This window comes from Ereboglobus luteus, assembly GCF_003096195.1.
GTDB lineage: Bacteria > Verrucomicrobiota > Verrucomicrobiia > Opitutales > Opitutaceae > Ereboglobus > Ereboglobus luteus.
The window spans coordinates 3,712,964-3,739,089 of record NZ_CP023004.1; the positions used below are offsets into that span (position 1 = coordinate 3,712,964).

Annotated in this window: 31 protein-coding genes; 22 read left to right on the forward strand and 9 right to left on the reverse strand. The window is 59.3% G+C overall.

Annotation, left to right across the window (positions count from 1 at the left end; genetic code table 11):
- Nucleotides 1–26 precede the first annotated feature (26 nt).
- Nucleotides 27–437 carry an OsmC family protein gene (locus CKA38_RS13455; RefSeq protein WP_108825981.1) on the forward strand — a complete coding sequence of 137 codons (411 nt, stop codon included), beginning with the start codon at nt 27–29 and terminating at the stop codon, nt 435–437.
- A 23-nt stretch (nt 438–460) separates the two neighbouring features.
- Entirely contained in the window at nt 461–1,099 is a 639-nt protein-coding gene (locus CKA38_RS15800; RefSeq protein WP_161554914.1) for a phosphopantothenoylcysteine decarboxylase domain-containing protein, read from the forward strand.
- Between the two features lie 68 nt (nt 1,100–1,167).
- Here the strand turns inward: CKA38_RS15800 and CKA38_RS13465 are convergent, their stop codons facing one another.
- Nucleotides 1,168–1,620: a DoxX family protein gene (locus tag CKA38_RS13465; RefSeq protein ID WP_108825983.1), complete on the reverse strand. Its 453-nt coding sequence runs from the start codon at nt 1,618–1,620 to the stop codon at nt 1,168–1,170.
- Between the two features lie 83 nt (nt 1,621–1,703).
- Nucleotides 1,704–2,156: a MarR family winged helix-turn-helix transcriptional regulator gene (locus tag CKA38_RS13470; protein WP_108825984.1), complete on the reverse strand. Its 453-nt coding sequence runs from the start codon at nt 2,154–2,156 to the stop codon at nt 1,704–1,706.
- 209 nt (nt 2,157–2,365) lie between these two features.
- On the opposite strand from CKA38_RS13470, the gene asnS reads away from it, so the two are divergent.
- Nucleotides 2,366–3,754, forward strand: a complete 1,389-nt coding sequence (asnS, locus tag CKA38_RS13475; RefSeq protein WP_108825986.1) for an asparagine--tRNA ligase — start codon at nt 2,366–2,368, stop codon at nt 3,752–3,754.
- Here asnS and CKA38_RS13480 read toward each other — a convergent pair.
- The 3 genes from CKA38_RS13480 to CKA38_RS13490 form a co-directional block, all read right to left on the reverse strand.
- Entirely contained in the window at nt 3,751–4,074 is a 324-nt protein-coding gene (locus tag CKA38_RS13480; RefSeq protein ID WP_108825988.1) for a Smr/MutS family protein, read from the reverse strand. The two genes, asnS and CKA38_RS13480, sit on opposite strands and share 4 nt — an antisense overlap.
- Before the next feature lie 2 nt (nt 4,075–4,076).
- Nucleotides 4,077–4,679, reverse strand: a complete 603-nt coding sequence (locus CKA38_RS13485; protein ID WP_108826594.1) for a twin-arginine translocase TatA/TatE family subunit — start codon at nt 4,677–4,679, stop codon at nt 4,077–4,079.
- 83 nt (nt 4,680–4,762) lie between these two features.
- Nucleotides 4,763–5,689 (reverse strand): aldose epimerase family protein, encoded by a 927-nt coding sequence (locus tag CKA38_RS13490; RefSeq protein WP_108825990.1) that lies wholly within the window; start codon nt 5,687–5,689, stop codon nt 4,763–4,765.
- 134 nt (nt 5,690–5,823) lie between these two features.
- On the opposite strand from CKA38_RS13490, the gene CKA38_RS13495 reads away from it, so the two are divergent.
- The 4 genes from CKA38_RS13495 to CKA38_RS13510 all read left to right on the forward strand — a co-directional run bounded on the left by CKA38_RS13495 (nt 5,824) and on the right by CKA38_RS13510 (nt 9,508).
- The gene (locus CKA38_RS13495; protein WP_108825991.1) at nt 5,824–7,317 is read left to right on the forward strand and encodes an NfeD family protein; all 1,494 of its coding nucleotides are present in this window, start codon (nt 5,824–5,826) and stop codon (nt 7,315–7,317) included.
- Nucleotides 7,314–7,781 (forward strand): NfeD family protein, encoded by a 468-nt coding sequence (locus CKA38_RS13500; protein ID WP_108825993.1) that lies wholly within the window; start codon nt 7,314–7,316, stop codon nt 7,779–7,781. The genes CKA38_RS13495 and CKA38_RS13500 overlap by 4 nt, the downstream gene beginning before the upstream one ends.
- Before the next feature lie 11 nt (nt 7,782–7,792).
- The gene (gene floA, locus CKA38_RS13505) at nt 7,793–8,800 is read left to right on the forward strand and encodes a flotillin-like protein FloA (protein WP_108825995.1); all 1,008 of its coding nucleotides are present in this window, start codon (nt 7,793–7,795) and stop codon (nt 8,798–8,800) included.
- A gap of 120 nt (nt 8,801–8,920) precedes the next feature.
- Nucleotides 8,921–9,508 (forward strand): hypothetical protein, encoded by a 588-nt coding sequence (locus CKA38_RS13510; protein WP_108825997.1) that lies wholly within the window; start codon nt 8,921–8,923, stop codon nt 9,506–9,508.
- A 28-nt stretch (nt 9,509–9,536) separates the two neighbouring features.
- On the opposite strand, the gene CKA38_RS13515 is transcribed toward CKA38_RS13510, so the two are convergent.
- The 3 genes from CKA38_RS13515 to CKA38_RS13525 are packed head-to-tail and all read right to left on the reverse strand — an operon-like array spanning nt 9,537 to nt 11,826.
- The gene (locus CKA38_RS13515; RefSeq protein ID WP_236919044.1) at nt 9,537–10,097 is read right to left on the reverse strand and encodes an NUDIX hydrolase; all 561 of its coding nucleotides are present in this window, start codon (nt 10,095–10,097) and stop codon (nt 9,537–9,539) included.
- Between the two features lie 26 nt (nt 10,098–10,123).
- On the reverse strand, nt 10,124–10,711 hold the full coding sequence (locus tag CKA38_RS13520) for an LOG family protein (protein WP_108826595.1): 588 nt from the start codon (nt 10,709–10,711) through the stop codon (nt 10,124–10,126).
- A gap of 50 nt (nt 10,712–10,761) precedes the next feature.
- On the reverse strand, nt 10,762–11,826 hold the full coding sequence (locus CKA38_RS13525; protein WP_152032877.1) for a DUF481 domain-containing protein: 1,065 nt from the start codon (nt 11,824–11,826) through the stop codon (nt 10,762–10,764).
- A gap of 249 nt (nt 11,827–12,075) precedes the next feature.
- On the opposite strand from CKA38_RS13525, the gene CKA38_RS13530 reads away from it, so the two are divergent.
- Nucleotides 12,076–12,384, forward strand: a complete 309-nt coding sequence (locus tag CKA38_RS13530; protein WP_108826003.1) for a YbaB/EbfC family nucleoid-associated protein — start codon at nt 12,076–12,078, stop codon at nt 12,382–12,384.
- A 57-nt stretch (nt 12,385–12,441) separates the two neighbouring features.
- Nucleotides 12,442–13,059 carry a recombination mediator RecR gene (gene recR, locus CKA38_RS13535; RefSeq protein WP_108826005.1) on the forward strand — a complete coding sequence of 206 codons (618 nt, stop codon included), beginning with the start codon at nt 12,442–12,444 and terminating at the stop codon, nt 13,057–13,059.
- Between the two features lie 30 nt (nt 13,060–13,089).
- Here recR and CKA38_RS13540 read toward each other — a convergent pair whose 3' ends face one another.
- Nucleotides 13,090–13,596, reverse strand: a complete 507-nt coding sequence (locus tag CKA38_RS13540) for a phage regulatory CII family protein (protein WP_108826007.1) — start codon at nt 13,594–13,596, stop codon at nt 13,090–13,092.
- Nucleotides 13,597–13,773: 177 nt separating this feature from the next.
- On the opposite strand from CKA38_RS13540, the gene sucC reads away from it, so the two are divergent.
- From sucC to CKA38_RS13600, 13 genes are all read left to right on the forward strand, one after another.
- The gene (gene sucC, locus CKA38_RS13545) at nt 13,774–14,961 is read left to right on the forward strand and encodes an ADP-forming succinate--CoA ligase subunit beta (RefSeq protein WP_108826008.1); all 1,188 of its coding nucleotides are present in this window, start codon (nt 13,774–13,776) and stop codon (nt 14,959–14,961) included.
- Between the two features lie 123 nt (nt 14,962–15,084).
- Nucleotides 15,085–15,477, forward strand: a complete 393-nt coding sequence (locus CKA38_RS13550; RefSeq protein ID WP_108826010.1) for a VOC family protein — start codon at nt 15,085–15,087, stop codon at nt 15,475–15,477.
- 22 nt (nt 15,478–15,499) lie between these two features.
- Nucleotides 15,500–15,886, forward strand: a complete 387-nt coding sequence (locus CKA38_RS13555) for a VOC family protein (protein ID WP_108826012.1) — start codon at nt 15,500–15,502, stop codon at nt 15,884–15,886.
- Nucleotides 15,887–16,000: 114 nt separating this feature from the next.
- Entirely contained in the window at nt 16,001–16,924 is a 924-nt protein-coding gene (gene sucD, locus CKA38_RS13560; protein ID WP_108826014.1) for a succinate--CoA ligase subunit alpha, read from the forward strand.
- Between the two features lie 278 nt (nt 16,925–17,202).
- Nucleotides 17,203–19,494 carry an IPT/TIG domain-containing protein gene (locus CKA38_RS13565; RefSeq protein WP_108826016.1) on the forward strand — a complete coding sequence of 764 codons (2,292 nt, stop codon included), beginning with the start codon at nt 17,203–17,205 and terminating at the stop codon, nt 19,492–19,494.
- Between the two features lie 62 nt (nt 19,495–19,556).
- Nucleotides 19,557–20,168 carry an NHL repeat-containing protein gene (locus CKA38_RS13570; RefSeq protein ID WP_108826017.1) on the forward strand — a complete coding sequence of 204 codons (612 nt, stop codon included), beginning with the start codon at nt 19,557–19,559 and terminating at the stop codon, nt 20,166–20,168.
- A gap of 14 nt (nt 20,169–20,182) precedes the next feature.
- Entirely contained in the window at nt 20,183–20,344 is a 162-nt protein-coding gene (locus CKA38_RS15805; RefSeq protein ID WP_161554915.1) for a hypothetical protein, read from the forward strand.
- A 74-nt stretch (nt 20,345–20,418) separates the two neighbouring features.
- Nucleotides 20,419–21,312 (forward strand): hydroxypyruvate isomerase family protein, encoded by an 894-nt coding sequence (locus tag CKA38_RS13575; RefSeq protein WP_108826019.1) that lies wholly within the window; start codon nt 20,419–20,421, stop codon nt 21,310–21,312.
- A gap of 70 nt (nt 21,313–21,382) precedes the next feature.
- Nucleotides 21,383–22,255: a sugar phosphate isomerase/epimerase family protein gene (locus CKA38_RS13580; protein ID WP_108826021.1), complete on the forward strand. Its 873-nt coding sequence runs from the start codon at nt 21,383–21,385 to the stop codon at nt 22,253–22,255.
- Nucleotides 22,256–22,413: 158 nt separating this feature from the next.
- Nucleotides 22,414–23,319 (forward strand): hydroxypyruvate isomerase family protein, encoded by a 906-nt coding sequence (locus CKA38_RS16770; protein WP_108826023.1) that lies wholly within the window; start codon nt 22,414–22,416, stop codon nt 23,317–23,319.
- 49 nt (nt 23,320–23,368) lie between these two features.
- A complete protein-coding gene (locus tag CKA38_RS13590) occupies nt 23,369–24,190 on the forward strand; it encodes a hypothetical protein (RefSeq protein ID WP_108826025.1) in 822 nt (273 codons plus the stop codon).
- Between the two features lie 62 nt (nt 24,191–24,252).
- Nucleotides 24,253–25,410: an RsmB/NOP family class I SAM-dependent RNA methyltransferase gene (locus tag CKA38_RS13595; protein ID WP_108826027.1), complete on the forward strand. Its 1,158-nt coding sequence runs from the start codon at nt 24,253–24,255 to the stop codon at nt 25,408–25,410.
- Between the two features lie 117 nt (nt 25,411–25,527).
- Nucleotides 25,528–26,109 (forward strand): YqgE/AlgH family protein, encoded by a 582-nt coding sequence (locus tag CKA38_RS13600; RefSeq protein ID WP_236919046.1) that lies wholly within the window; start codon nt 25,528–25,530, stop codon nt 26,107–26,109.
- The last annotated feature ends 17 nt before the right edge of the window (nt 26,110–26,126 follow it).

Here is a 26,126-nt window from a genome sequence, read left to right on the forward strand (position 1 = left end):
CTCCGCACTTCAGCCAATTTTTTATCATGGTCAAAATCACCGGCGAATACCAAGGCGAGCTTCATTGCGTCGCAAAACATGAACAGTCGGGCAACACGCTCGTCACCGACGCGCCGCGCGACAACAATGGCCGCGGTGAGGCGTTCTCGCCCACGGATCTCGCGGCCACCGCGCTGGGCACCTGTATGCTCACCATCATGGCCATGGCCGCGCGCAAGCATGGCGTCGAATTGAAGGGCACGCGCTTCGAGGTCGTGAAGGAAATGTCCACGAACCTGCCCCGCCGCATCGCCTCCGTGGACACAAAATTCTGGGTGCCGTTCCGCAAGGACGCACTGCCCGTGGGCACGCTTGAGCGCGCCGCGGAAAGCTGCCCCGTTCATCAGAGTTTGCATCCTGATATCGAAAAACGAATCACGTTTTATTGGGCGGAATAACATCCGGCGGAAAAACGAACCTCATGACGCGCTGCCTGATCACCGCCGGCCCCACCCGGGAGCACATCGATCCGGTGCGCTACCTGAGCAACGGCTCCAGCGGGCGCATGGGTTATGAAATCGCGGCCGCGGCCGCGGCGCTCGGCTGGGACGTCGATCTGGTTAGCGGCCCCGTTTCGCTCGACACTCCCAAGGGCGTGCGCGTGACGCGCGTCGTGTCGGCAGCGGAGATGTTTGCCGCATGCGAACCGCTTTTCACCGGGTGCGATGTGTTCATCGCGGTCGCGGCGGTCTGCGATTACAAACCGCGCGTGGTTTCCGCCGAGAAGACAAAAAAAACGGCGGACGAAAGCGCGGGCATGACGCTCGAATTGGTGCGCACCGTTGATATTTTGAAAACGCTCGCGGCGCGAAAAACAGCGAGCCAATGCGTGGTCGGGTTTGCGGCGGAGACGCGCGATGTCGAAATTTATGCGCGAAAAAAACTCGCCGAAAAAAATCTCGACTGGATTGTCGCCAACGACGTCGGAAAACCCGGCATCGGCATGGATGCGGCGAATAACGCGGTCGTTATGATTTCACGTGATGGCGCGCGGTTTGAGTTTGGCCCCGCGCCAAAACGCGATGTGGCCGAGTTTATTTTGACGCGGCTTGAACATTAAAAGCCGCGCTCCCTTGCGGGGTTGGCGCGGCTGGTATGGAGAAAAAATGTTTGCGACTTTGCCCGGGCTCACCCCGCGTTTGATTTGCGAGCGATGAGCGAGTCGGCTGAAAAGGCGCCTCCACCGCTGATCACCAACGCAAACGAGGCGAGCATAAGCACGAGGGCGTATTCCATTCCGTTGTTCGCGAGAAAGAACGCGCTGTTGTGCACCGTGTAAATGGCGGTCGCCATGATGATGGTCGTCACAAGGCCGAAGAAACGCGTGGCAAGGCCGAGCAGGATGGCGACGCCGCCAAAAAACTCGCCGCCCGCCGCAAGCGAGGCCCACAAAATCCCGGGCTTCATGTGAAGCGTGCCCTCAAAAAAGCCCGCCGTGCCCTGCAATCCGTGCCCTCCCCAGGCGCCGAAGAGCTTTTGGGCGCCGTGCGCAAGAAACACGCCGCCCGCGGCGAGACGAATGGGCAGGGCCGCCCAGTTTGACGAATTGGTCGAGAAGACTTTTCGAATGAGTTTGTTCATGATGTGGTGTTTGGATGAAATAATTAATTTAATATTAAAGTATTATCAAAGCCGGTATCTCCTCTTGCGGAGATTCGAGCTTCTCAGTCCGTCGTATTTTGGAGGCCGATTTTTTTGCAGATTTCCGCGAGCATGGCTTGCTCGCCGGGAGTGAGGATCGAGAATTCCCTGCCGACCGAGGCGGCGATTTTCGGGAAAAGGCCGGCGATGTATTTGGAGCCCTGGGGCGTGAGGCTGACGCGGATGCGCCGCCGGTCAGTGGCCTCGCGCGTGCGCCTCACATGCCCATCCCGCTCCAGATTGTCGACCACCATGGTGAGATTTCCCGCGCTCTTGAGAACCTTGGCGGCGATTTTGGACTGGATCATCGGCCCCTTGTGGTGAAGCGCCTCAAGAACGCCGAACTGCGCAATGGTCAAACCGGCGGGCAAAACCGTGTGGACGCGCGCGGTCACGGTCTCGGCGGCGCGCACGAGCTTCACATAGGCTCGGAGTGCGTTTTTTTCCGCGTTGGCTGTTTTGCGTCGGGTGGTCATGGCTCGTCGGTTGTTTTTTATTGTTCAACATCAAAGCACTTATTATTTTAATGTCGAATTAGTTTCGGGCTTCCGGGCCATTTTAACAGGGTTGTTACAAGCAATGCGAACCGGCGCGCGGCCGCCACTCTGGATTTGCCAAACGGGCGGCATGTCTGTGATTTGGGCGCAAATCAAAACACCAACTTCAACCCACACGACTCCAAGCCATGCAACGCACTCTCGTCAAAGACGCCCACAATTCAACCGAACCTCGCGACTCGATCCTGCTCCAGGGATGGGTGCGCACGAGGCGGGATTCGAAAACATTTTCGTTCGTGGAGCTCAACGATGGCTCGTGCCTCAAGGGCATGCAGATTATCGTGCAAAACACGCTACCGGATTATGAGGCGCTCATGCACAAGGCGGGCACCGGCGCATCGATTTCCGTGGGCGGCAAACTCGTCGCCTCGCAAGGCGCGGGGCAAAAGTGGGAGGTGCAGGCGGACACATTCGAAATCATCGGCGAGGCGGATGCCTCGTATCCGCTGCAGAAGAAGGGGCACACACTTGAGTTTTTGCGGGAGATCGCGCACCTGCGCCCGCGCTCGAATCTTTTCGGCGCGGTGTTTCGCGTGCGCAGCCGGCTCGCCTATGCGATTCATCAATTCTTTCAGGAGCGCGGCTATTTTTACGTGCACACACCGATCATCACGGCGAGCGATTGCGAGGGCGCGGGCGAGATGTTTCGAGTCTCAACACTCGACACGGACAAACCGCCGCGCGCGGAGGACGGAAGCGTTGATTTCGCGAGTGATTTTTTTGCAAGGCAGAGTTTTCTGACCGTGTCGGGGCAACTGGAGGCGGAGACATTTGCGTGCGCGCTGTCGAATGTCTACACGTTCGGGCCGACGTTTCGCGCGGAGAACTCGAACACCTCGCGGCACGCGGCGGAGTTTTGGATGATCGAGCCGGAGTCGGCGTTTCTCGATCTTTTCGGCAACATGGACCTGGCGGAATCGTTCGTGAAATACCTCGTGGCCGACGTTCGCGAGCATTGCGCGGCGGACCTGGAGTTTTTCGGCAAGTTCGTGGACAAGGAACTGAACGCGCGGCTCGACTTCGTGCTGCAGCGGCCGTTCCAGCGGTGCAGCTACACGGAGGCGATTGAAATTTTGGAAAAGAGCGGCCGCAAGTGGGAGCATCCCGTGAAATGGGGCGACAACATGCAATCGGAGCACGAGCGTTTTCTCGCCGAGGAGCATTTCAAGTGCCCGGTGACGGTTTACGACTACCCGAAAACACTGAAGCCATTTTACATGCGCGTGAACGACGATGGCAAAACGGTGCGCGCGATGGATGTGCTCGTGCCGGGCATCGGCGAAATCATCGGCGGCAGCCAGCGTGAGGAACGGCTCGATGTGCTTCGCGAAAACATGGCCGCGCACGGACTCGCCGAGAAGGATTACTGGTGGTATCTCGACCTGCGCAAATACGGCACGGTGCCGCACAGCGGTTTCGGAATGGGCTTCGAACGCATGCTGATGTTCGTGACGGGCGTCGCCAACATTCGCGACGTGATCCCGTTCGCGCGCACGCCGGGCAGCGCTGATTTTTAAACCTTTTTCAGCCGTGCCAGCGTCGCGCCCCAGCCGCCGCTGGTTTCATCGCCGAGGCGAAAACTTTCCACGCACGGATGTTTGCGCAAATGCGCGTGCACCGTTTCGCGCAACGCGCCCGTGCCTTTGCCGTGTATAATGCGCACGGTGCGAATGTCGCGCTCAAGGCAGGCGTCTATGTAGGCGTCGATCACCCGCGCGGTTTCGCGCGGCAGAAATGTGTGCAGGTCAAGTTCGCCATTAATCGGGATTTGCACCGGCTCGTCCCCGGCGGATTCGTGCGTGGCTGAACCGTCGCGCGTGTCGCGTTTGTCGCTCACGATTAGATTCCGCCGCCGTCCGCGGCCTGTTCTCCTGCGTCAGGTTGTTTCTTTTCCGGCGGAGGTTCATCAGGAGTTTCGGGAGCGGATTCTTGCGCCGCCGGCTCGGATTCTTGCGCGGCATCGGCGTCCGCCTCGGATTCAACACCATGGGCAAGCGCGTCGGATTCCGCGGTGCCCCCGATGTATTCATCCTCATAGGGATCGACCTCATAATCATCCTCGATTTCGAGGTCGTCGGCATTTTCGGTTTCGTCGGACTCGGACGCACCGCCATCATCCGGGGCATCTTCGCCCCCGGTTGCGGCGGCGGTTGCCGCGGCGCCGGCGGCTTCGTCATAAACGCTCGTGTCTTCGGGCGTGGTTGTGGCGGAGTCCGCCTTGATGCGTTTTTTGGCGGGCGCGGGCGCGTCCTCGAGCGCGCGCTTGATCTGATCCTCGACCCCCTCGCGGGCGCGCTTGAAGTCGCGCAACGACTTGCCCAGTCCGCGCGCGAGCTCGGGCATGCGTTTGCCGCCGAACAGAACCAGTATCAGCACGAAGATGAGAAGCATCTCCGGGCCGCCTACATCGAGAAACGCAAGGACTGGTGTTAAGGTGGGCATGATTAGGTAAAATGGAAACATGGCATTCCTGTCGGGCGTTTGTAACGAAAAACAAACGCCCGGTTCGCGGAGTGCCGGGAAAATCAGCCCACGTCAACCTCGACCACAAAACTTTGTGTCTGCCCCGGCATGACCCAGTGCATGCCCACGCCATGGGTCGGCGCATTCGGCGGCCCCATCCACGGCTCGACGCAGAAGTAGGGCACCTTGTCATCGAGAGTCCATGTCACAAAAAGCGAGTCAGGCTCGGGCACTTTGCTTGTGCCGAGCTTCACGCTGACTTGTCCCGGTTGTGTTTTCGGGCCAAACGTCACCGTGTTGTCTGTCAGCGCGGTGTGAAACGTATCGAGCAGCACCGGGTTCGCCATAGATTCCTCCGCCTTGAACTTGGGGCCGGGCTCGACGAGTTTTCCATCGGTGAAATCCTGCTTCATCGTTTTTCCGGCGGGAATGCGAATCGCGTAATCCCCGCGCGCGAGGCCCTCGTTCCAGGGAAGCGTGAAATAGAAATGGTGCCCGGCGCTCCATGGAAGCGGCTGCGTGTCGAGATTGCGCAGGGTGTATTCGCAGGAAAGCTTGAGCGGCTCGAAGCGATAGCTGACGACAAACTCGTAGTCGAACGGATAACTCGCGCGGTTTTCGTCATCAAGGATGAGCTGCGCGGCGAATCCGCGCTCATCGCAACGCAGCACGTCGAATTTGCTCTGGCGCGCGATGCCGTGGATGGGCATTGGCCGGCGCACGCCATCGGCGGCCTTCCAGAAATGGATGTCGCCGTTGTCAAAAGTGCGCCCGCAAAACGGAAAGAGCACGGGATTGCCGCCCTTCACGACCGCGAAGTCATTGAGGTCGGTCATCTCGGGCCAGTAGAGCACGTCGCGCACCGTGCCGTCGCCAAGCGTAACATGCCAGTTCATGAGGCGCGCGCCCATTTCGGGCATGCCGAGAAACGTCGAGTTGCCAACCTGCCAGCGCGTGAGTTCTTTGCCGAGATAGGGGACTTTTTCCATAGTCCTACTTGTTACGCCCGCGGCATGACGGCTGGCAAAATATTTCTGTAAAAAAATCCTCTTTTTCCTTCTACAAATATGCGGCACGGGGCTTGCGTTGTGCTGCGCGGCCACACAACATTCGCGACACGTTCATGCTTCGCACCCTGATCACAGCTCTCCTCGCAACACTGGCGCTCGCAACCGCCTGTCCCGCGCTCACTAACCGATCGTCGAAACCCGAGACACCCAAGACGCCTCCACACAAGGCCGTCGCAGCCACCACCGACGGCGGAAAAACTCGCGTTATGGTGATCGATGTTCGGGGCGCGATCGACGAACCGGTGCTCTACATATTGCGTCGCGGCCTCAAGGAGGCGGAGGAAAACAAAACCCAAGTCGTCGTGCTCAACATGAAAACGCCCGGCGGCGCGGCCGGTGTTGCGATGGAAATGATGGAGGCACTGTCAAAGTTTTCCGGCGAAACAATCACCTACGTGAACGACGAGGCCATCTCCGCGGGCGCGTTTATTTCCGCCGCAACGGACGAAATTTGGTTCGCTCCCGGCGGCGTCATCGGCGCGGCCGCCGCCGTCAACTCCGACGGGCAGGACATTCCCGAAACGATGCGCCTCAAGATAAACAGTTTCTTTCGCGCCAAAATCCGCGCCGCAACGGAAGCGCACTCCTATCGCGGCGAAGTCATCTCGGCGATGATCGACAAGGACTACGAGCTCATCATCGACGGACAGACCCTCAAGGCCAAGGGCGAGCTCCTCTCGCTCACCGCCACCGAGGCAATGAAACGCTACGGCAGTCCGTCCGAACCGCTTCTCGGCGCGGGCATCGCCAAGAGCATCGATGATCTGCTCCAGCAAAAATACGGCTCGTCTAATTTCAGCATCACCCACCTCGAAGTCACTTGGTCGGAGCGCCTCGCGCAATGGCTCAGCATGGTCAAGCCGCTCCTCCTCGGCCTTGGAATGCTCGCGCTGTTCATCGAATTCAAAACACCCGGTTTCGGTTTCTTTGGCATCGCGGGAATTGTGCTCATGGCGGTTGTGTTTCTCAGCAGCTACGCCGCGGGACTTTCCGGATACGAACCCATGATCGTTTTTGTGATCGGGTTTGCGCTTGTTATATTTGAACTGATCTTTTTTCCCGGAGTCATCGTGCCCATGGTCACCGGCCTGCTCATGATGCTGGGCTCGCTTGTTTGGGCCATGGCGGACTTCTGGCCGGGCGACCCGATCTCGGTCGCGTGGACAACCGACGCACTCGTCGCCCCGCTCGTCAATCTCGGCATCGGCCTTGCCATCGGCGGCGTCCTGATTCTCGCGCTTTTGCGCTACATGCCCAAAAGCTGGTTCTGGGACCGCATCGAACTTGCCAGCGAAATCGCAGGGGCCGCGCAAATCGCCGGCCTTGATCCCGAGGCCGCCGGCGTGCTCGGCGCGCTCGTGGGCCGGCGCGCGCGAGTCACCACGCCGCTGCGCCCGTTTGGGCAAATCGAAATTGACGGAAAAATCTACGAGGCGCGGCTCCCGCTAGGCTCCGCCGAACGCGACACCGTCGTCATCGTGCGCGGACACAATGACTTTTCGCTCGATGTTGAATCCGTCGATAAATCAGGGGGAGGCAACGCATGACGCTCATCGTCACCCTCTTTCTAATCGGGCTGGTTTGCCTGTGCTTTGAAGTCATCACGCCCGGGGGAATACTCGGCGCGATCGGCGGCATCTTCATGCTCATCGGCTGCGTGCTCGTCTGGAGCACCTATGGCGCGACTGCCGGCCTGACCGCAATCGTCGCCGTTCTTATTTTGGCCGGCATTCTCGTTTACATCGAAATCTTCGTGCTTCCAAAAACGCGAATCGGCCGCGGCATTTTTAACAACTCAGCAATCACGGGGGCAAGCCAGCCCCCGCCCGCCAGCGAGAAGGATGTCGTCGGTCGCGAATGCGTCGCCCTCACCACGCTCGCCCCCACCGGCTATGTGCTCCTCGACGGCAAACGCTACGAGGCGCGCAGCCTCAGCGGCTACATCGAAAAAGACGCTCTCCTGATCGTTTCATCACTCGACACTTTCACACTGCAAGTAACCAAAAAATAAACACACACACAATGCAATCCATCGGTATTCCCATCCTCATTGTCCTGATCGTAATTGGCATCATCCTGATCGCCATTATCGGCTCATTCTTCTCCGTGTGGCTGCGCGCCCTCCTTGCCAAGGCGCCCGTCAAAATGTTCGGCGACCTCGTCGCCATGCGCCTGCGCCGCGTGCCCTACGCGCTCATTGTTGACGCCCGCATCACTGCCAAGAAGGCTGAAATCGAGATTCCCGTTTCCGACATTGAGGCTCACTACCTCGCGGGCGGCAACGTTGTCCCCACTGTGCAGGCCCTTATCGCCGCGCAAAAGGCCAACATCAAGCTCGACTGGCGCCGCGCCTGCGCCATCGACCTCGCAACCAAGGGCTCCGGCAAATCCGTCGTCGAGGCTGTGCGCACTTCCGTTGATCCCAAGGTCATCGACTGCCCCAATCCCGACCAGGGACGCGTCACCATCGACGGCGTCGCCAAGGACGGTATTCAGGTGAAAGTCCGCGCGCGCGTGACCGTGCGCACCAACCTCGATCGCTTCGTCGGCGGCGCGAAGGAGGAAACAATCATCGCCCGCGTCGGCGAGGGCATCGTCAACACCATCGGCTCGGCCGAGTCCTACAAGGCCGTGCTCGAATCGCCCGACTCCATTTCCAAAAACGTGCTCGCCCGCGGTCTCGACGTCGGCACCGCGTTCGAAATCCTCTCCATCGACATCGCCGACGTTGACATTGGCGAGAATATCGGCGCCAAGCTTCAGGAGGCTCAAGCCATGGCCAACAAATCCATCGCGCAAGCGCAGGCCGAAATCCGTCGCGCCGCCGCCGTCGCGCTCGAGCAGGAAATGAAAGCCAAGGTGCAGGAGATGCAGGCCAAGGTCGTCGAGGCGCAGGCAGAAGTCCCGCTCGCCATGGCCGACGCCTTCCGCAAAGGCAACCTCGGCGTGATGGACTACTACCGCATGCAAAACGTCCAAGCCGACACCGACATGCGCTCCACCATTGCGAAACCCGAACAGAAGAAATGACCGGAAGTAGCGAGTAGCGGGTAGTGCGTAGAAAGACCACTGCTCGCCACCTGCGGGCGCAGCCCGTCGCTGACATCCTACTCGCTACTCACTACCCGCTACTCGCTACTAAAAAATACCATGCTCGACTGGCTCCTTAAAAATCCGCAGATCGTAATCTTCCTCCTTTTCGGTGTGATCGCGCTCTTTGGACGCGTTGCGCAGATGCAGAAAGAGGCAAAGGAAAAACGCGAACGCCAGATGCGCTCCGGCAGGCAGCCGCCGGAGCAGTCGCGTTCGCGCGATGATGTCGCGGAGGAAGCCGAGCGCACGCGCCGGCTTCAGGAGGAAATCCGGCGCAAAATCCTCGCCCGCATGGACCGCGCCCAAACCCCGCAATCCATGCCGCGCGGATCAGCGCCGCCCCCCTTCCCCGCGGACAGGCAAACCGCCGCCGCCAAACCGCCGCCAATTCCCTCCGAGTCCGCGCAACCGGCATTCAGCGAATCGTCCGGCGCCTATCAATCCGCAATGGACAGGCTCGCGGAAATGCAGGCAACCGCCGCCGCCGCCAGCGCAAACATGGAAGAGATTTCCGCATCGCAGGGAACAAGCCATGTCACATCGCCGGCGGTCAGCGAGGCACTCGCCTCCCTGCGCGACACAAACTCTCTCCGCAAGGCATTCATCCTCCGCGATATTTTGGACAAACCCGTCGGGCTGAGGTGAGAAACTCCCGGGACGGGGCGGTTTGCGTTCAGCAACCCCCGCCGCGCGCGCCCTGCTCCGCCGGTGTTTTTCGCACCATCCGCAGCATCGATTCGTCGGGATTGACTCGCGCCACATCCGCGAGATCGACCCACGCCAGTTCCTTCGACTCGCTCGTTATCACAAGCGGTTCGTCCGGATCCGCCTCGACCAAAAAGCGCACATCGTAATGCCAGTGCTCCGGCTCCTCGCCACGGCCGGGAATGCGATGCCGGTCCACGTCGAAAATTTTCACCGCGCCGTCCGCGTCCGTGACAAGTCGCAATTTTGTCAGCCCCGATTCCTCGCGCGCCTCGCGCATCGCGACCGAGGCGAGATCAAGCTCTCCATCGGCGTGTCCGCCAAGCTGCAACCACATGCCGAGCTTGCGGTGATGGGTGAGCAAAGTGCGCCGTCTCGCCGCATCCACAATCCACGCCGAGCCGGTCAAATGACCAGCGAGCAGCGAGCGTTCCGCGCAGTTTTCGTGCGCCTCGACAAACCGGATCATGTCAGCCGCCATCGCCGCCTCGTGCGCGTCGATTCCAGTGGACGCATGGGCCCCGAGCATTTTCAAAATCGGCGCGCGCTTCATCGTCAGCTTTTCTTGTCGTTGGCCCAAAGACTCTCCGCCTCGAACGCCGGCGCGTTTGCAATCAGCGGCCAGATTTCATCGACCGAGTTTGCCACCGAATAAAGCGTGCACATTCCCGGTCGTTTGAAGTTTTCACGCACCATGCGTTCAAAGAAGCGGAGTAGGTCGTCGTAGAATCCGTCCTGGTTAAAAATCACGACGGGTTTTTGCGACAGATTCAGGGAGCGCTCCGTGAGCACCTCGCTCAGTTCCTCCAGCGTGCCGATGCCGCCGGGCAGCGCGAGAAACGCATCCGCGCGCTCGGCCATGATGCGTTTGCGCTCGCGCATCGTCTTCACGACCACGAGCTCGTCTGCCTCGCGATAGGCGAGTTCGCGCTCGATCATAAAATCCGGAATGATGCCGGCGACGCGCCCGCCGTCACCCTTCACCGTCCGGGCCACCGAGCCCATGAGCCCGGCGTTGCCGCCCCCATAAATCAAATCCCACCCCGCCGACACCATCGCATGGCCGATTTGCTCGGCGGCGGCATAATATTTCGGATCAAGTTTTGCGCTCGAGGCACAATACACACAGAGGAGTTTTGACATGACATCGGACATGCCTGCGAAGAAAACCCTTCGGCGGCGCGCCCCGCAAATCAAAATATGTAGCCAAGCGTCGTCGTGATGCGCTGGAAGTAGCGAAGATCGCTTGCGAGCAACTTGTTGTATTCCAGTTCAACGCGCGTGGTGATGTTGAACGTGTTCGTTATCTTTCCCGTCAGCCCCGCGTTGAAATTGTATTTCTGGTCATTGGTGTCGCTGGTATTTAACACGGCGATAAAATCCTGTGTCAGCGAAAATCGCCTGTTGATGGTCCAGCTTACGTCCTGAAAAACATTTATCACCGCCGATGTGTCATTGGGAGTCTTGGCGGCGCCACTGCTCGGGCTCATGTATTCCCTGTGCCGCATGGCCGCGTCCAGGCCCGAGGCGATCACGAGCTGTTTGCCCGAAAGCACATTGTAACCCATGCCAACACCCTGCTCCACATCGCTGCCAACAAGCGTTATCCGGTTGCGATCATAGCGGGTGTTGCTTTGAAAAAAGAGCCGTCCCGAAAGAGTGCGCCTGAAACGGAGATTGGACGAAATCGAATCGGCGGTGCGCGCGTCATTTGTTTCACCATAGGTGTATCGATTCAGGAAACGCGTTTCGGTCTTGGGCGTGCGCCGGTTGTTTTCTGTGCGCAAATAGATGTCCAGCTTGTCAACGCGCCCCGTCTGGCTGGTCAGGCCAAACTCGATGCGGTTGACCCACCCGGTGTCGTCAACCTTGGTGGAACGGGTCTTTTTTGCGTTGGCACGCAAGTCTCTGAAATCAATGGCCGAGAAACTTGCCTTCGTTTTGTCGATGGCCGGTTTTTTCGGGGTCGTTTCCGCCGTCTTCTTTTTCTCCTCGGCAGCCTTGGCCTCGGCGATGCGCTTCTCCTCGGCGGCCTTGGCGGCAAGCGCGGCTTTTTGCTCGGGCGTCAGCTCAACCTCCACGCTGGCCTTGGTTGTCGCCACAATGATATCGCCAAGAATATCCGACTTGAACGTGATCATGCCGTCGATGTTCTGGACAAGTTTGCCCTTGAGCTTGTCGCCGTTTGCCAGCGTCAGGACATCCGCGCGCACGACCGCGCCCGTTGTGCAAAACAGGACGGCAAAAATGGCCAGCATGCGCGAAAAAGAAACCATGTCGTTCGTGTGACAATGCTTCGAAGTGAATGTTTGAAAAATCTCCACGTCTTGGAAGCAACGTCAAGCGCTACGGCTGAAATATTTACGCGCGGCAGCGCCGGAATAATCGCGCGACGACCGCGCAAGAGCGGCGCGGGGCGAACTTGGAGCTTGAAGAGGGCGGACGATTCCGCGCACTTTTGACGTTCATCCACATCCTTTCAACGACAACAAACATACTCACCCACTATGGCAGGTCTCGGAAAATTCCTTAAACAAGCACAGAAAATGCAGCGCCAAATGGAGTCGCTCCAAGCGCAGCTCGAAGCAAAGGAACTCGATTTCACGCACGGCGGGGGCGCGATCAAAATCAAGGTCAACGGCGCGGGCAAATTTCTCGCGCTCGACCTCGACCCCGAATTCCTGAAGGAGGACGCCAAGTTCGTCGCCGACACAATCCTCGCCGCAGTGCAGGACGCCGCCAAGCAGGCAAAGGATTTTAACGACGAGGAGGTGAAAAAAATCACCGCCGCAATCCAGATGCCCGGAATGATGTAACGCCGCGCCGCCGCCGCTCGCCGCGGCCGACGGGTTCACCAGCGCGAAGCGCGTATAATGACTCCCGCATTTGAAAAATTGCAAAGGCAGCTCAAGCAACTGCCCGGGCTCGGATTCCGGTCGGCGGAACGGATTGCGCTGCACCTGCTCGTTGAAAAACCGGAGCAACTGCCCGGGCTCGTGGGCGCGCTCGAGGAGGCCTCGCGCTCGGTGAGGCGTTGCGCGCGTTGCGGCAATCTCGCCGAGGGTGACGGCGACGAGGCGCTGTGTCCGATCTGCGCCGACGACCGCCGCGACCATTCAGTGGTGTGCGTAGTCGAGCATGTTCCCGACCTCGTGGCGATGGAGCGCTCGGGCGCGTATCGCGGCGTGTATCACGTGCTCCATGGGAAACTCTCGCCAATCTCAGGCGTGGGCCCCGAGCAACTCAATTTCGCGCCGCTGCTTGAGCGCGTAAAAAACGGCGAGGCGCGCGAACTGATCCTGGCATTGTCAAACGATGTCGAGGGCGAGGCGACGTGCCACTACATCACGCAGCATTTGCCCGCGACCGATGGCGCGGAAATCGTAAAAACAACACGCATCGGTTTCGGCCTGCCAAGCGGCGGCGGCGTTTTGTATGCGGACTCGATAACGCTCAAAAGCGCGCTCGAGGGCCGTCGCGAGTATTTGTGATGCCCGCGTTCGGGCTGGATTCTTTGAGAATCAGCCGTCCGCTTTTTTGCTTTTTGCATCCTCGCTGAAATGTCCGCTTTCAGCGGCGCGCACAAAACCCTCCGTCACGCTCTTCAATCCCTCCCAGCGCCTGCGGATGTTCTTGGCCTCGGTCGCGCTCACTTGCTGGTCAGCGGACGCGCTCGCGATTTCATAGAGCATGTCGGCAAACTCCTGCACAATCGCGTTGGTCGCGGGGATAAGATTTGTCCCCTGCGCTTGGGGAAGCGCAGGGGCGTTCTTGATATAAAAACCGTTCGCCTGCTCGCACACCCATTGGGCGATGCGCGTGTCGCCATGCGGCGCTGCCTGATTGCGCGTCGCGGCCAAAAGTTGCGCCACTCGATCCAGCGGATTGTTTGACGAATTGGTGTTGGCTCCCTGCGGCACAGTCTCCGTCCAGCGGTAAATCAGCGAAAGCGACAGACCCATGTCCGCGGCAATCTGCTTGGCACTCGTTGTTTTCAGGACTTCTTTGAGGACTTCGTAGGACTGCATGGAAATAATGTAAAAATGATATTTTTTGCAGGATTGGGCAATATTTGAGTCACCTCAAACGTAAATTTTTTATAACAAGTCAAAATGTGCGCGTATTTTGTCCCAATGTGCGCGCCGATTTCTCATTTTTAGCGTGCTTCCCAGTTTTGCACACGATAACTTGAGTTACTTTTTTCCATGAATATCCACGAATACCAAGCAAAAGCCCTTTTTGAAAAGTTCGGCGTCCATGTCCCCAAGGGCGTCGCCGCCAAATCCGCAGCCGAGTTTGACTCCGCGCTCGCCCAGCTTCCCGAGGGCAAAATCGTCGTCAAATCGCAAATCCACGCCGGCGGACGCGGCAAGGGCACCTTTACCGACGGCTTCAAGGGCGGCGTAAAACTTTGCCAGTCGCGCGCCGAGGCGAAGGAAATCGCCGGCAAAATGCTTGGCAACACGCTCGTCACCCTCCAAACCGGCCCCGCCGGGCGCAAGGTGCAGACCGTTTATTTCACCGGCGCCGATTCCATCAAAAAGGAATACTACCTCGCCATCCTCCTCGACCGCGCCACCTCGCGCCCCGTCATCGTCGCCTCCACCGAGGGCGGCATGGAAATTGAAAAAGTGGCGCACGAAACGCCCGACAAAATCTTCAAGGTCTTCATCGATCCCGCCTACGGCCTCGCCGATTACCAAGTGCGCGAACTCTGCTTCAAGCTCGGCTTCAACCCCGCCGAAATGAAAAACGCCTCCAAACTCATCCGCCAGCTCTACACGATGTTCTGGGAGTGCGACGCCTCGATGGTCGAGATCAACCCCCTCATCAGCACGCCCTCCGACGAGGTTTACCCGCTCGACGCCAAGGTCTCTTTCGACGACAACGCGCTCTACCGCCACCCCGAGATCACCGCCCTGCGCGACCTCAACGAGGAGGACCCCAAGGAAATCAAGGCCTCCGAGCACAACCTCAGCTACATCGCGCTCGACGGCAACATCGCCTGCCTCGTCAACGGCGCCGGCCTCGCCATGAGCACGATGGACATCATCAAGCACTACGGCGGCAACCCCGCCAACTTCCTCGACGTCGGCGGCGGCGCCTCGAAGGAGCAAGTCATGGCCGCCTTCGAGATCATCCTCACCGACCCGAACGTGAAAGGCATCCTCGTGAACATCTTCGGCGGCATCATGGACTGCGACGTCATCGCGCACGGCGTGGTCGCCGCGGCGAAGGAGATCGGCCTCACGCTCCCCCTCGTCGTCCGCCTCGAGGGCAACAACGCCGACGCCGGCAAGGCCACCCTCGCCGCTTCCGGCCTCACTATCACCTCCGGCACCACCATGGCCGACGCCGCCCAAAAGATCGTCGCCCTCGTATCCGGGAAATAACAAATGCGGAATGCGGAGTTCGGAACGCGGAATTAAAAAACACCGCGCTCCCTTCTCCGCACCGGAGCAGTGGCTCCCCCATTCCGCATTCCGCACTCCGAAATCCGCATTCAAAAAAACCTTATGCTTAAAATCAAAGACATCGCCTTCACAGCGTATCCCGTGACGGACGTCTCCCGGGCCCGCGCATTCTACTCCCGGGTTCTCGGCCTCAAGGAAACCATGGCATACGAATTCGGCCCCGGCAAATGGTGGATCGAATACGACATCGGCCACGGCACGCTCGCCCTCCACAATATTATGGAACCCGCCCCCGAAGGCAAAGGCGCCAACATCGCCCTCGAAGTCGAGAATCTCGATGACGCGCTCACGCACTTCAAAACGCTCGGAGTCGCCCCGCACGAGATCAAGCCCGGCACCGTCATCATGGACAGCCCCGCCTGCCGCTTCTTCTTCATCAGCGACCCCGACGGAAACAACATCAACATCCACCAATGCAAACATCCCGCGCATTGATCGCGGCACCCTCCTCACAACCATGAGCATCCAAATCTCCGACATCGCCTTCATAGGCACACCCGTCACCGACATGAAAGCGGCCCGCGCCTTTTACGAAGGCGTGCTCGGCCTCGTTCCCTCCCACGTCTTCGAGTGGGACGGCAAATCGTGGATCGAATACGACATCGGCCCCGGCAAAAACACACTCGCCATCACCGACAGCGCGCCCGAGTGGAAACCCTCGGCCGCCGGCACCGTGGCCGCGCTTGAAGTCGCCGACTTCGACGCCGCCATCGCGCACCTCAAGGCGAACAACGTCACCATCCTCGGCGAGCCCTTCGAAACGCCCGTTTGCCACATGGCGCACATCGCCGATCCCTCCGGCAACACCATCACCATCCACCACTGCAAAAAAGGACATCACTGATATTAAATGCGGAATTCGGAATACGGGGTGTGGAAATAAAAAACACGCACACGAATCCACGCCTCCGCGCACCGCATTTCACCATCCACACTTCACCCTTCACTCTTTCCAAAAATGGCTATCCTCATCAAACCCGACACCAAAATCCTCATCCAAGGCATCACCGGCTCCTTCGGCGGAAAACACGCCAAGCTCTCGCTCGACTACGGCACGCAAGTCGTCGCCGGCGTCACCCCCGGCAAAGGCGGGCAAGTCTTCGAGCACAACGGCCACAAAGTGCCCGTCTTCAACACCGTCGCCGAGGCCGCGGCTAAAACCGGTGCGACTGTCTCCGCGGTGTTCGTGCCGCCGCCCTTCGCGGCCGACGCCATCCTCGAATGCGCCGACGCCGGGCTCGACCTCGTCGTCGTCATCACCGAAGGCATTCCAATCAAGGACATGGTCCGCGTTAAACGCGCCATCGCCGGAAAGAAAACCCGCCTCGTCGGCCCCAACTGTCCCGGCCTTGTCTGCCCCGGCCCCGGCGAGCAATCACACGGCGGCTGCCGCATCGGCATCGCCCCCGGCTACATCAACAAACAAGGCCACGTCGGCGTCGTCTCCCGCTCGGGCACCCTCACCTACGAGGCGGTTTATCAACTCACCGAAAAAAACATCGGCCAAAGCACGACCGTCGGCATCGGCGGCGACCCGGTCAACGGCACCTCGCACCTTGATGTCATAAAAATGTTCGCGGCCGATCCCGACACGCACGGCATCATCATGATCGGCGAAATCGGCGGCAACGCCGAAGTCGAGGCCGCCCGCTGGATCAAGGCCAACTGCGACAAACCCGTCGCCGGCTTCATCGCCGGAGCGACCGCGCCCGCCGGACGCCGCATGGGCCACGCCGGCGCGATTGTCGGCGGAGCCGAGGACACCGCCGCGGCCAAGATTGCGGTCTTCAAGGAATGCGGCATCGAAGTCGCGGAAACCCCCAGCGACATGGCCGACGCCCTCCTCCGCGCCGCCAAGGTCAAAGGCGTGACACTGAGCTGACGCGCGCCGGCTGCCCAGCCCGTGAGATTGATGCGCACTTCCAGGCTTCGGGTGATCCATATCTTTTTGTTATGTTTTGTGGCTTTGGTTTGTTCACCTTGCCACTTACCATGAATCGTTTTGGGGCTGAACTTTTCCTTCGCCACCTAATGCGCTCAAAAACACGGGGAGGCTGTCGGTGCCACTTGACCATTGCCACGCTCAAACCATCATTGCCATCTTCGTAGGCACCCGCTTTCTCGTTGGATGCGAACTCTGTTAATCCAAGTAACTTTGCCATGAAAAGAAATTCCCGCCCCCATGCATTCGCAATCGCCATTATTTTCACTATTCTTGCCGCGCCGCTTTCGCTTGCTCCACTGCGGGCCACAATAGCCACCAGCCTCGACAGTTTCACGGAGTGCGAGCCTCCCCAATCCATCTATTACCCCCTGCTTGGCTCCGGCACGTTTGTTTCGGAAGCCTATGCCGGCAGCCAGACGGATCAATCCACTGGTGTCATGCGCATGGCTTTTCGCTATCGCAACGACGCCACCGCACAAGGCACTTGGTGGGACGGCGACGGCAACACTGCGAATACCGACCGCCAGCGATCCGAAGTCAAGGGCCTCGGTGCAAATCAACGAAACAAAGAAACCTTCGAATACTCCACCACATGGCGTTGCAATCCGGATCTCGTAACCACGGGAAGTTTTTTCCATTTCTTTCAACTTAAATCAATCGACGGCTCCAACGACGGTCGCGACACCCCGCTCGTCGCCGTGGGAATCGTTGCCACGGGCACCGCCGCCGTGAGCTACAGCTCGGGCAAAAACAGCAAACACACCGTCGTGCGCGAATTTCCCTACACGCCCGGCACATGGCAGACCATCACCCTTCGCGTCACCACCTCCGGCTCCGACCAGACCACCGGCGCCGTGCGAGTCTCTGTCGATGGCGACGCTTTCACCGGCACAAGCGACATCTCCCTCTACCGCGACCAAACCTTCGTCTACCAGCCAAGATGGGGTATTTATCGAGGCATTTCCTCCACTGCCGCCGACACCGCCCTCGGCGACGCCTACATCGAACACCTCTACCCGACCGCCAATCGTTACTCCGAGAACAGCGCGCCAAGGATAGTCTCTTTTCGACCCAAGGCTGCGGTAGCTGGCTCCATCCTCAGCATCTATGGCATCGGGTTGAACAAGTCGGCAGTCATCACCATCAACGGCGTGACGGCACCCGTCGTTCCAGCGGGCAACACCACAGGCTTCTATATCATGGTTCCGGACAACGTGACCGGCGGTCCCGTTGTCGTTCGGACAGACAGCGGCATTTTCGTCGCCCAAGAACAATTCACACTCAATACAACCACGCCCGCGCCAATCGTGACCGACGTCTCGCCTCTCGACGCAAAAACCAACGATACCATTACCATCACCGGCACAAACCTGACCGACGCCACTGCCATCATCGGCGGCGTGATAGCGCAGTCGCGCACCATCCCCAAGGACTCAACACTCACGGTCACCGTTCCCGCTGAGGCGACTTCCGGCACGATTGTTGTCTCGACTCCCGGCGGCACCGTCACCGCCACACAAACCCTCAACCTCTCGCCAATCATCACCGATGTTTCGCCCACATCCGCGAAAACCAGCCACCCCATCACCATCACCGGCGTAAACCTGACCGGAGCCTCCGTCACCATCGGTGGCGTGAAGGCCAATGTGGCGAACAACTCCAACACGACGATCCGAGTCACTCTCCCCTACAATGCGATCAGCGGCCCGATTGTTGTCACAACACCCAACGGCTCCGTCACCGCCGCGCAAACATTCACACTCATTCCCACTCCGTCCGTGAACCGCATCTCGCCGGCGTTCGCGCAAATCGGCGATACCATTACACTCCACGGCACAAACTTGGGCAGCGTGACCACCGTCACCATCGGCGGCGTTGACGCGCCTGTTATTTTCAACGACGGCACAACCATCAAAACCACCGTCCCCGCCGGAGCGGCCCATAGCAATATTGATATCAAAGACTATGACGGCGCACATGTTTTTTGCCCCTCCTCCATCGTCATCATCACCGATGAGCCCTCCATCACCATCGAACCCCACACCGCCCTCGTCACACTCGCTGGCACACCGGGTGTCAGCGGCACTGACAACGGCCCCGCCTCCAACGCTCTTTTCGCCGCCCCAAATGGACTCGTCACTGACAGAGCCGGAAATCTCTACATCGCCGATACTGGCAACCACGTCATCCGCCGTCTCGCGCCCGACGGACAAGTCACCACCCTTGCCGGCACTCCCGGTCTCAGCGGTGCCACTGACGGCCCTGCCGCCAACGCCCTCTTCAACTTTCCTAGGGGCCTCGCCATCTCCCCGGACAACACTACGCTCTACGTCGCCGACCCAGGCAACTTGACCGCCCGGGCTATCAATCTAACCACCAACCAAGTCATCACCATTGCGAGTATCGAACTCTACCCCTATGGACTCGCCACCGATCCCGCTGGCAACCTCTACATCTCCGACCTCCTCGGCCCCCCGGCCAGCAGATCCATACCTTTAACATCATAAAAATCGCCGCCAACACGGGTGCCCAAACCACCATCGGCGGCAGCTCCCGCTTCAAATACTCAATGGGACTTACCGCCAGCCCCGACGGAACCACACTCTACGGCACTGCTCAAAACCTCGGTGCCATCTATGCCATCAACCTGGCGACCCACGAATTAACACTCGTTGCTGGCGATTTTAACCAATACGGAGCCGCCGACGGCGCGCCCGACGAGGCGCGCTTCGCCAGCCCGGCAGCCCTTGTCACCGACGCCGCCGGCAACCTCTACGTCACCGATGCCGCCAGCAACCTGATCCGCAAAATTACCGCGGACACCCGCACAGTCACCACCCTCGCCGGTGCCCCCTGGATTAAAGGCTCACTCGACGGCTCCGGCACGCATGCCCAACTCAATACCCCCGCTGGCATCACAATCTCCGACACCGGCGACATCTACGTAGCCGACACCAACAACCACACCATTCGAGTCCTCCAGATCGGCCCCGCCATCATCACGCAACCCACCAGCCAGACAGTGCACGCCGGCTCCCCCGCAAAGCTCACTGTCGTCGCCAGCGGCGCACCCACCCCGGCTATCAATGGTTCCGCGACGGCACCGCCATCACCAGTGCGACCACTGCCACCTACAACATCCCCAAAACCACCACCGCCAACACCGGCACCTACACCGTAGTCCTCACGAATATCATGAACACTGTGACAAGCGCCCCCGCAACCCTGACCGTGACCTCGCCGCCCTCCACCGGTGACAACAATAGCGGTGGCGGTGGTGGTGGCGCATCAAGCATCTACTGGCTGGCTGCAATAGCCGTGATGCTGGGCCTGCGCTTGCGCCGCTACACAAGATAACACAAATAATTCTTGTCTGTCGCCGCCGATTACATCGCTTTCGCATTCACACCACCTTTATCATTTTACATCCCATGAACCGACGCCAAGCCCTCAAAACCATCGCGGCAACCGGCACGCTCGCCGCCCTTTCCCGCATGATGCCCTCCGCCCGGGCCAACTCGGCATCTGAAAACTCAAACCCAAAATCCGACATGTCCCCCGCCCTCCGCCACTCCGTCTGCGCATGGTGTTACATCAAAAAAAATCCGCTTCCCGAATTCGCCCCCGCCGCAAAAAACGTCGGCATCGAATCCATCGAGCTCCTCAACCCCGACCAATGGCCCGTCGTCCAAAAACACGGCCTCGCGTGTGCCGTCGCCAACGGCCCAAAATCCAGCTCGATCAAGCGCGGCTTCAACCGGCGCGAACACCACGCCAACCTCGTCCCCGATTTCCTCGCGCGCATCAAGGAATGCGCCGCCGCCGGCATCCCCAACCTCATCTGTTTCTCCGGCAACCGCGACGGCCAGTCCGACGAGGAGGGCCTCGAAATCTGCGCCGAGGGTCTGAAGAAAATCGTCTCCGCCGCCGAGAAGGCGCGCGTCACGATCATCATGGAGCTCCTCAACAGCAAGGTGAACCACAAGGACTACCAATGCGATCACACCGCCTGGGGCGTTGAGCTGGTCAAGCGCGTCGGCTCCGAGCGGTTCAAGCTCCTCTACGACATCTACCACATGCAAATCATGGAGGGCGACGTGATCCGCAACATCCGCGAAAACGCGCAATACATCGCCCACTACCACACCGCCGGAAACCCCGGCCGCAACGAGTTCGAGCCAACCGACACGCAAGAACTCAACTACCCCGCCATTATGCGCGCCATCCGCGACACCGGCTACCGCGGCTACATCGGCCAGGAGTTTCTCCCCAAGCGCGATCCGTTAACATCCCTCGCCGCCGCGGTGAAAATTTGCACCGTGTAATAAAAAAACTCCGCGCTCGCGCCCATCAATTCTCCATTAATAACCAATAGTTCATTCCACCAAACACATCATGAAAAAAATCCTCATCCTCCTTTGCGCCATGACTCTCGCCGCCGTGCACACAAACGCCGCCGAAAAAAACATCGGCCTCCAAATGTATTCCCTTCGCACCGAGATCGCCAAGGACTTCAGCAACATCGACACCATCATCGCCGCCATCGCCAAGGCCGGCTACAAATACGTCGAAACCGCCAACTACAGCGGCGACGGCAAAATCTACGGCATGGAGCCCGCCGTTTTCGCCGAAAAACTCCGCGCCCACGGCCTCCACGCGCTCTCCTGCCACGTCCAAAAACGTTTCAAAAAGACGCCCACCCGCGCCGAGCTCGACGAAGCACTCTCGTGGTGGGACAAGTGCATCGCCGACCACAAGGCCGCCGGCATGAAATACGTCATCATGCCCTCCATGCCCAGGCTCACCAAGGTCGAGGACATCCAGGCCTTCTGCGAATACCTCAATAAAATCGGCGACAAGTGCAACGCCGCCGGACTCAAATTCGGCTACCACAACCACGCCTTCGAATTCGAAACCAAGCTTCCCAACAAGCTCACCAAGTATGAATACATGCTCCAAAACACCGACCCCGGAAAAGTCTTTTTCGAAATGGACGTTTACTGGACGGTCATGGGCCGTTTTTCCCCCGTTGAACTTTTCAAGCAATATCCGGGTCGCTTCCTCGTCCTGCACATCAAGGACCAAAAGGAACTCGGCCAAAGCGGCATGGTCGGCTTCGAGGCCATATTCAAAAACATCGACGGCTCCGGCGCCAAATACCTGATTGTGGAAGTTGAAAAATACAACATGCCCCCGATCGAGTCCGTCACCGCCAGCCTCAAATACCTCAACGACGCCCCCTACGTTAAGGCCGACTACTCGAAGTAATTAAAACCCGCACCGGGAACGCCTCGGCGTTCCCGGCTTCACGTTTCTTATTTGCCACAACAAAAACCCACGCGGAACATTTCCCCGCATCCACCACACACCATCTCCCGCATTTTCAGCCCTTCAGTCCTTCAGCCTTTCAGCCCTTCCCTTCCACCATGACCCGACGCCAAGCAATCAAAACCATCGCCGCCACCGGCGCGCTCACCGCCCTCTCCCGCATCGCGCCGCAAGCCCGCGCCGCCACCACCCTTCCCGCCCGGAATTCCTTCCACCACTCCGTCTGCCCCGGCCCCTACCTCAAGAAAAACGCGGATGATAAACGCCCCGGACGCCTGCCGCTGCCCGAGTTTGCCCAAGCCGCGAAAAAACTCGGCATCGAGTCCATCGAGCTCACCGGCCCCGAACAATGGCCCGTCATCCAAAAAGCCGGACTCACCTGCGCCGTCTCAACCTTCCCCAGAAAAGTCACCTCGTTGATGCGCGGACTCAATCGCCGCGAACATCACATCGAAATCGTTCCGGCCTACCTCCAGCGCATCCGCGAATGCGCCGACGCCGGCATTCCCAACCTCATCTGTTTCTCCGGACGCCGCGACGGACAATCCGACGAGGAGGGCCTCGAAATCTGCGCCGAGGGTTTGAAGAAAATACTTCCCGCCGCCGAAAAAGCCCGAGTCACACTCATCATGGAGCTGCTCAACAGCAGGACCAAGGGACACGTTGACTACCAATGCGACCACACCGCCTGGGGCGTCGAGCTGGTCAAGCGCGTGGGCTCCGAGCGCTTCAAGCTCCTATACGATATTTACCACATGCAAATGATGGAGGGTAACATCATCCAAACCATCCGCGAAAACCACCAATACATCGCCCACTACCACACCGCCGGAAATCCCGGTCGCAACGAATTTGAGCCCGGCGACATGCAGGAACTCAACTATCCGGCCATCATGCGCGCGATCCACGACACCGGTTTCCGCGGCTACGTCGGCCAGGAATTCTCCCCCAAGCGCGACCCGCTCACCTCCCTCGCCGCCGCAGTAAAAATTTGCACGGTGTAAACTTGGGAGCGCCGAGCCCCAGCTCGGCATGGGGCGCCTTCGGCATCACATGATCCGCAACATCATTGTTTTTTGCATTCTCTGCCTCGCTTGCCAAGCAACCGAGCCGAAGCCCCTGCTTGTTGTCGCCACGTATTACGCTTGGGGTGGCGACACTCCAGACGGAGGAAGTCCATCCTTCGTTCTTTACGACGACGGCACGATTATTTGCTACCACAAGCCTGCATACGGCGAATGGCCCCAAATTGAGAAACTCTACACCACCCGCAAAGTCGTTGATGCAAAAAAGAAAAGTGAAGAGCTCCTTTCTTTCGATCTTTCTGCTGCAAAATCCGATTACGCACTCACTGCGGCAACCTGCCAAAACGAAACCATCATTTGGACACCTGCGAAAAAAATCAAAATCTACGGGGAATGGAAAGAGCCTCGAAGATTTGACCCTAGCATGAAAAACAATCCAAAATTTGCCGGCCTGATCAAACGGGAAAACGAACTCTGGAAAACGTTGCCTGATGGAATTCGCCAAACCCTGTTGAACATCGAAAAAGAAATCCTTATCGCGGGCACGCCTTGGCTCCCGGAAAAAATCGAAATCATACTCAGTTCATACGAACATTCCCCTGCTAAATCCGTCAACTGGCCAAAAGATTGGCCCAGCCTAAATGATAAATCCACCATCAAACACTCAGATTCCAATTACCGCATTCTTTTCCCAACAAAAAGACTGGCCGAGTTGGAGACATTCCTCGCATCGCGGGAAATCAACGGCCCTGTTTTAATCGATGGACGAAAAATGTCCGCACTCTATCGCTTCCCGCTTCCCCTTGATGCACTCTGGACACCCGAACCTTTAGAATCATTTCAAGAATAGTCCGTTCATCTTTGCCTCTTGTAGTCCCCGCGTTTTCCGCATTTCAACAACGGCACAAACGCATGACCAAATCCGCCAACACGCCTGACCGCGCCACTGCCTCCGCCATTTCGCACACTGCGCGCGTGCTCGATTCCCTCCGTCCCGGGCTCCACGCCGACACCGCGCTCCGCAATTATTTCGCCTACTGGCACCGCCTCGGTCCGCGCGAAAAACGCGCCATCAGCCGCGCCACCTTCGCCTATTTTCGATGGTTCGGCTGGCTCGACCGCAAGGATTCTCCGCAAAAACAAATCGCCGGAGCCCTTGATCTCCAATCCCGCTTCGACAACAACCCCGCCTCGATCAAAACCGAGGCCATCGCCGCGCGCGCCATTCCCGAATGGTCGCGCGACGAGGTCGCATGGCCCGCCGAAACCCTCCGGCTTCTCCAGCACGATCCCGTCCTCTGGCTCCGCGCAAAAACATCCGGCATCGACACGCTCGCCGCGCAACTCGGCGACTGCGAGCCCGCCTCAAACACGCCCGTTCCCGCGCCCGACGCGTTTCGTTACACCGGCAGGCAGGATCTTTTCCGCACACCGCAATTTCACGAGGGCCTCTTCGAAATCCAGGACCTCGCATCACAACTCACCGGCCACGCCTGCGCGCCAAAACCCGGCCAAACTTGGTGGGACGCCTGCGCCGGCGAAGGCGGCAAGACGCTCCACCTCGCCGAGCTCATGCAAAACAAGGGCATGCTCTGGGCGAGCGACCGCTCCTTCCGGCGCCTACAATCACTCAAGCGCCGCGCCGCGCGCGCAAAGGTTTTTAACTACCGCGCCGCCGCGTGGGACGGCTCCGCCAAGCTTCCCACCAAGACCAAGTTCGACGGCATCCTGCTCGATGCCCCTTGCAGCGGACTCGGCACCTGGCAGCGCAACCCGCACGCGCGCTGGACAACTACGCCCGACGACGTCCGCGAACTCGCCGCCGTGCAAACGCAGCTCCTCGCCAATGTCGCGGGTTCGCTCAAACCGGGCGGACGCCTCATCTACGCCGTCTGCACGCTCACGCGCAGCGAAACGACCGCCATCGCCGACGCCTTCACCACCGCGCACGCCGATTTTGAGCCCGCGCCCGTTTTTGCCGCCTCCGGCAATCCGTCCGCGCAAACCACCCTCTGGCCGCACGAGCACGACTGCAACGGCATGTTCATCGCCGCATGGCGAAGGAAATAATTTTTCCCGCGCGTCCCCTAAAACGCCGGCATCCTTCGCACGCATCCACGCGCATTTCCACAAAGTGTGTTATGTGATTGCGCCGGATTAAAACAGAATCGTTTAATTGCGCCCACAATGAGCCGGGAAGGCAAAATCACATCCGATGAAAAACGTCCGCTGGCAGGATCGCTTCTGCTGGCGCATCCGTCGTTGAACGACGGCATTTTCAGGCGCTCCGTGATTCTGCTCCCCGCGCACGATGAAAACGGCTCCATGGGCATCGTGCTCAATCACCCGCTGCGCAAACGCATGGCGGATATCAGCAACGACCTGGCGTTCAGCCCGCTGGCCGATGTGCCCGTTTACCAAGGCGGCCCGGTGGCGAGTGACAAGCTGCTCATCTGCGCATGGCGCATGCACCCGCAAGGGCTGGGGTTTCAACTGATGTTCGGCATCGAGCCGGACAACGCGATCAAGCTCCGAGAGGAACAGGGCATGGAATTGCGCGCGTATTACGGTTACGCGGGCTGGTCGGCCGGACAACTGGAAGGCGAGTTGCGGCGCGACACCTGGGTTGTCACTCCGCTCCTGCCGCACCTGCTGGTCAACGAGGACGGCGGCGAATACGACGAGAGCATGTGGCGAAAAATCCTCGGCGACATGGGCGACGAATGGCGCCTCGCCGCCGGCGAGCCCGACGACCCCGCGTTGAATTAAACTCGCGCGGGACACCG

Bases quoted from the DNA above. Each gene is read 5' to 3' on its own strand.
- CKA38_RS13470 (WP_108825984.1), bottom strand. From the start codon at position 2,156: ATGACCACCCGACGCAAAACAGCCAACGCGGAAAAAAACGCACTCCGA.
- CKA38_RS13495 (WP_108825991.1), top strand. From the start codon at position 5,824: ATGCTTCGCACCCTGATCACAGCTCTCCTCGCAACACTGGCGCTCGCA.
- CKA38_RS13455 (WP_108825981.1), top strand. From the start codon at position 27: ATGGTCAAAATCACCGGCGAATACCAAGGCGAGCTTCATTGCGTCGCA.
- CKA38_RS13520 (WP_108826595.1), bottom strand. From the start codon at position 10,711: ATGTCAAAACTCCTCTGTGTGTATTGTGCCTCGAGCGCAAAACTTGAT.
- CKA38_RS13500 (WP_108825993.1), top strand. From the start codon at position 7,314: ATGACGCTCATCGTCACCCTCTTTCTAATCGGGCTGGTTTGCCTGTGC.
- CKA38_RS13575 (WP_108826019.1), top strand. From the start codon at position 20,419: ATGAACCGACGCCAAGCCCTCAAAACCATCGCGGCAACCGGCACGCTC.
- asnS (WP_108825986.1), top strand. From the start codon at position 2,366: ATGCAACGCACTCTCGTCAAAGACGCCCACAATTCAACCGAACCTCGC.
- CKA38_RS13565 (WP_108826016.1), top strand. From the start codon at position 17,203: ATGAAAAGAAATTCCCGCCCCCATGCATTCGCAATCGCCATTATTTTC.
- CKA38_RS16770 (WP_108826023.1), top strand. From the start codon at position 22,414: ATGACCCGACGCCAAGCAATCAAAACCATCGCCGCCACCGGCGCGCTC.
- sucC (WP_108826008.1), top strand. From the start codon at position 13,774: ATGAATATCCACGAATACCAAGCAAAAGCCCTTTTTGAAAAGTTCGGC.
- CKA38_RS13580 (WP_108826021.1), top strand. From the start codon at position 21,383: ATGAAAAAAATCCTCATCCTCCTTTGCGCCATGACTCTCGCCGCCGTG.
- CKA38_RS13530 (WP_108826003.1), top strand. From the start codon at position 12,076: ATGGCAGGTCTCGGAAAATTCCTTAAACAAGCACAGAAAATGCAGCGC.
- CKA38_RS13525 (WP_152032877.1), bottom strand. From the start codon at position 11,826: ATGCTGGCCATTTTTGCCGTCCTGTTTTGCACAACGGGCGCGGTCGTG.
- CKA38_RS13540 (WP_108826007.1), bottom strand. From the start codon at position 13,596: ATGCAGTCCTACGAAGTCCTCAAAGAAGTCCTGAAAACAACGAGTGCC.
- sucD (WP_108826014.1), top strand. From the start codon at position 16,001: ATGGCTATCCTCATCAAACCCGACACCAAAATCCTCATCCAAGGCATC.
- CKA38_RS13490 (WP_108825990.1), bottom strand. From the start codon at position 5,689: ATGGAAAAAGTCCCCTATCTCGGCAAAGAACTCACGCGCTGGCAGGTT.
- CKA38_RS13590 (WP_108826025.1), top strand. From the start codon at position 23,369: ATGATCCGCAACATCATTGTTTTTTGCATTCTCTGCCTCGCTTGCCAA.
- CKA38_RS13550 (WP_108826010.1), top strand. From the start codon at position 15,085: ATGCTTAAAATCAAAGACATCGCCTTCACAGCGTATCCCGTGACGGAC.
- CKA38_RS13600 (WP_236919046.1), top strand. From the start codon at position 25,528: ATGAGCCGGGAAGGCAAAATCACATCCGATGAAAAACGTCCGCTGGCA.
- CKA38_RS15800 (WP_161554914.1), top strand. From the start codon at position 461: ATGACGCGCTGCCTGATCACCGCCGGCCCCACCCGGGAGCACATCGAT.
- floA (WP_108825995.1), top strand. From the start codon at position 7,793: ATGCAATCCATCGGTATTCCCATCCTCATTGTCCTGATCGTAATTGGC.
- CKA38_RS13570 (WP_108826017.1), top strand. From the start codon at position 19,557: ATGGGACTTACCGCCAGCCCCGACGGAACCACACTCTACGGCACTGCT.
- CKA38_RS13485 (WP_108826594.1), bottom strand. From the start codon at position 4,679: ATGCCCACCTTAACACCAGTCCTTGCGTTTCTCGATGTAGGCGGCCCG.
- CKA38_RS13595 (WP_108826027.1), top strand. From the start codon at position 24,253: ATGACCAAATCCGCCAACACGCCTGACCGCGCCACTGCCTCCGCCATT.
- CKA38_RS13510 (WP_108825997.1), top strand. From the start codon at position 8,921: ATGCTCGACTGGCTCCTTAAAAATCCGCAGATCGTAATCTTCCTCCTT.
- CKA38_RS15805 (WP_161554915.1), top strand. From the start codon at position 20,183: ATGAACACTGTGACAAGCGCCCCCGCAACCCTGACCGTGACCTCGCCG.
- recR (WP_108826005.1), top strand. From the start codon at position 12,442: ATGACTCCCGCATTTGAAAAATTGCAAAGGCAGCTCAAGCAACTGCCC.
- CKA38_RS13515 (WP_236919044.1), bottom strand. From the start codon at position 10,097: ATGCTCGGGGCCCATGCGTCCACTGGAATCGACGCGCACGAGGCGGCG.
- CKA38_RS13555 (WP_108826012.1), top strand. From the start codon at position 15,500: ATGAGCATCCAAATCTCCGACATCGCCTTCATAGGCACACCCGTCACC.
- CKA38_RS13465 (WP_108825983.1), bottom strand. From the start codon at position 1,620: ATGAACAAACTCATTCGAAAAGTCTTCTCGACCAATTCGTCAAACTGG.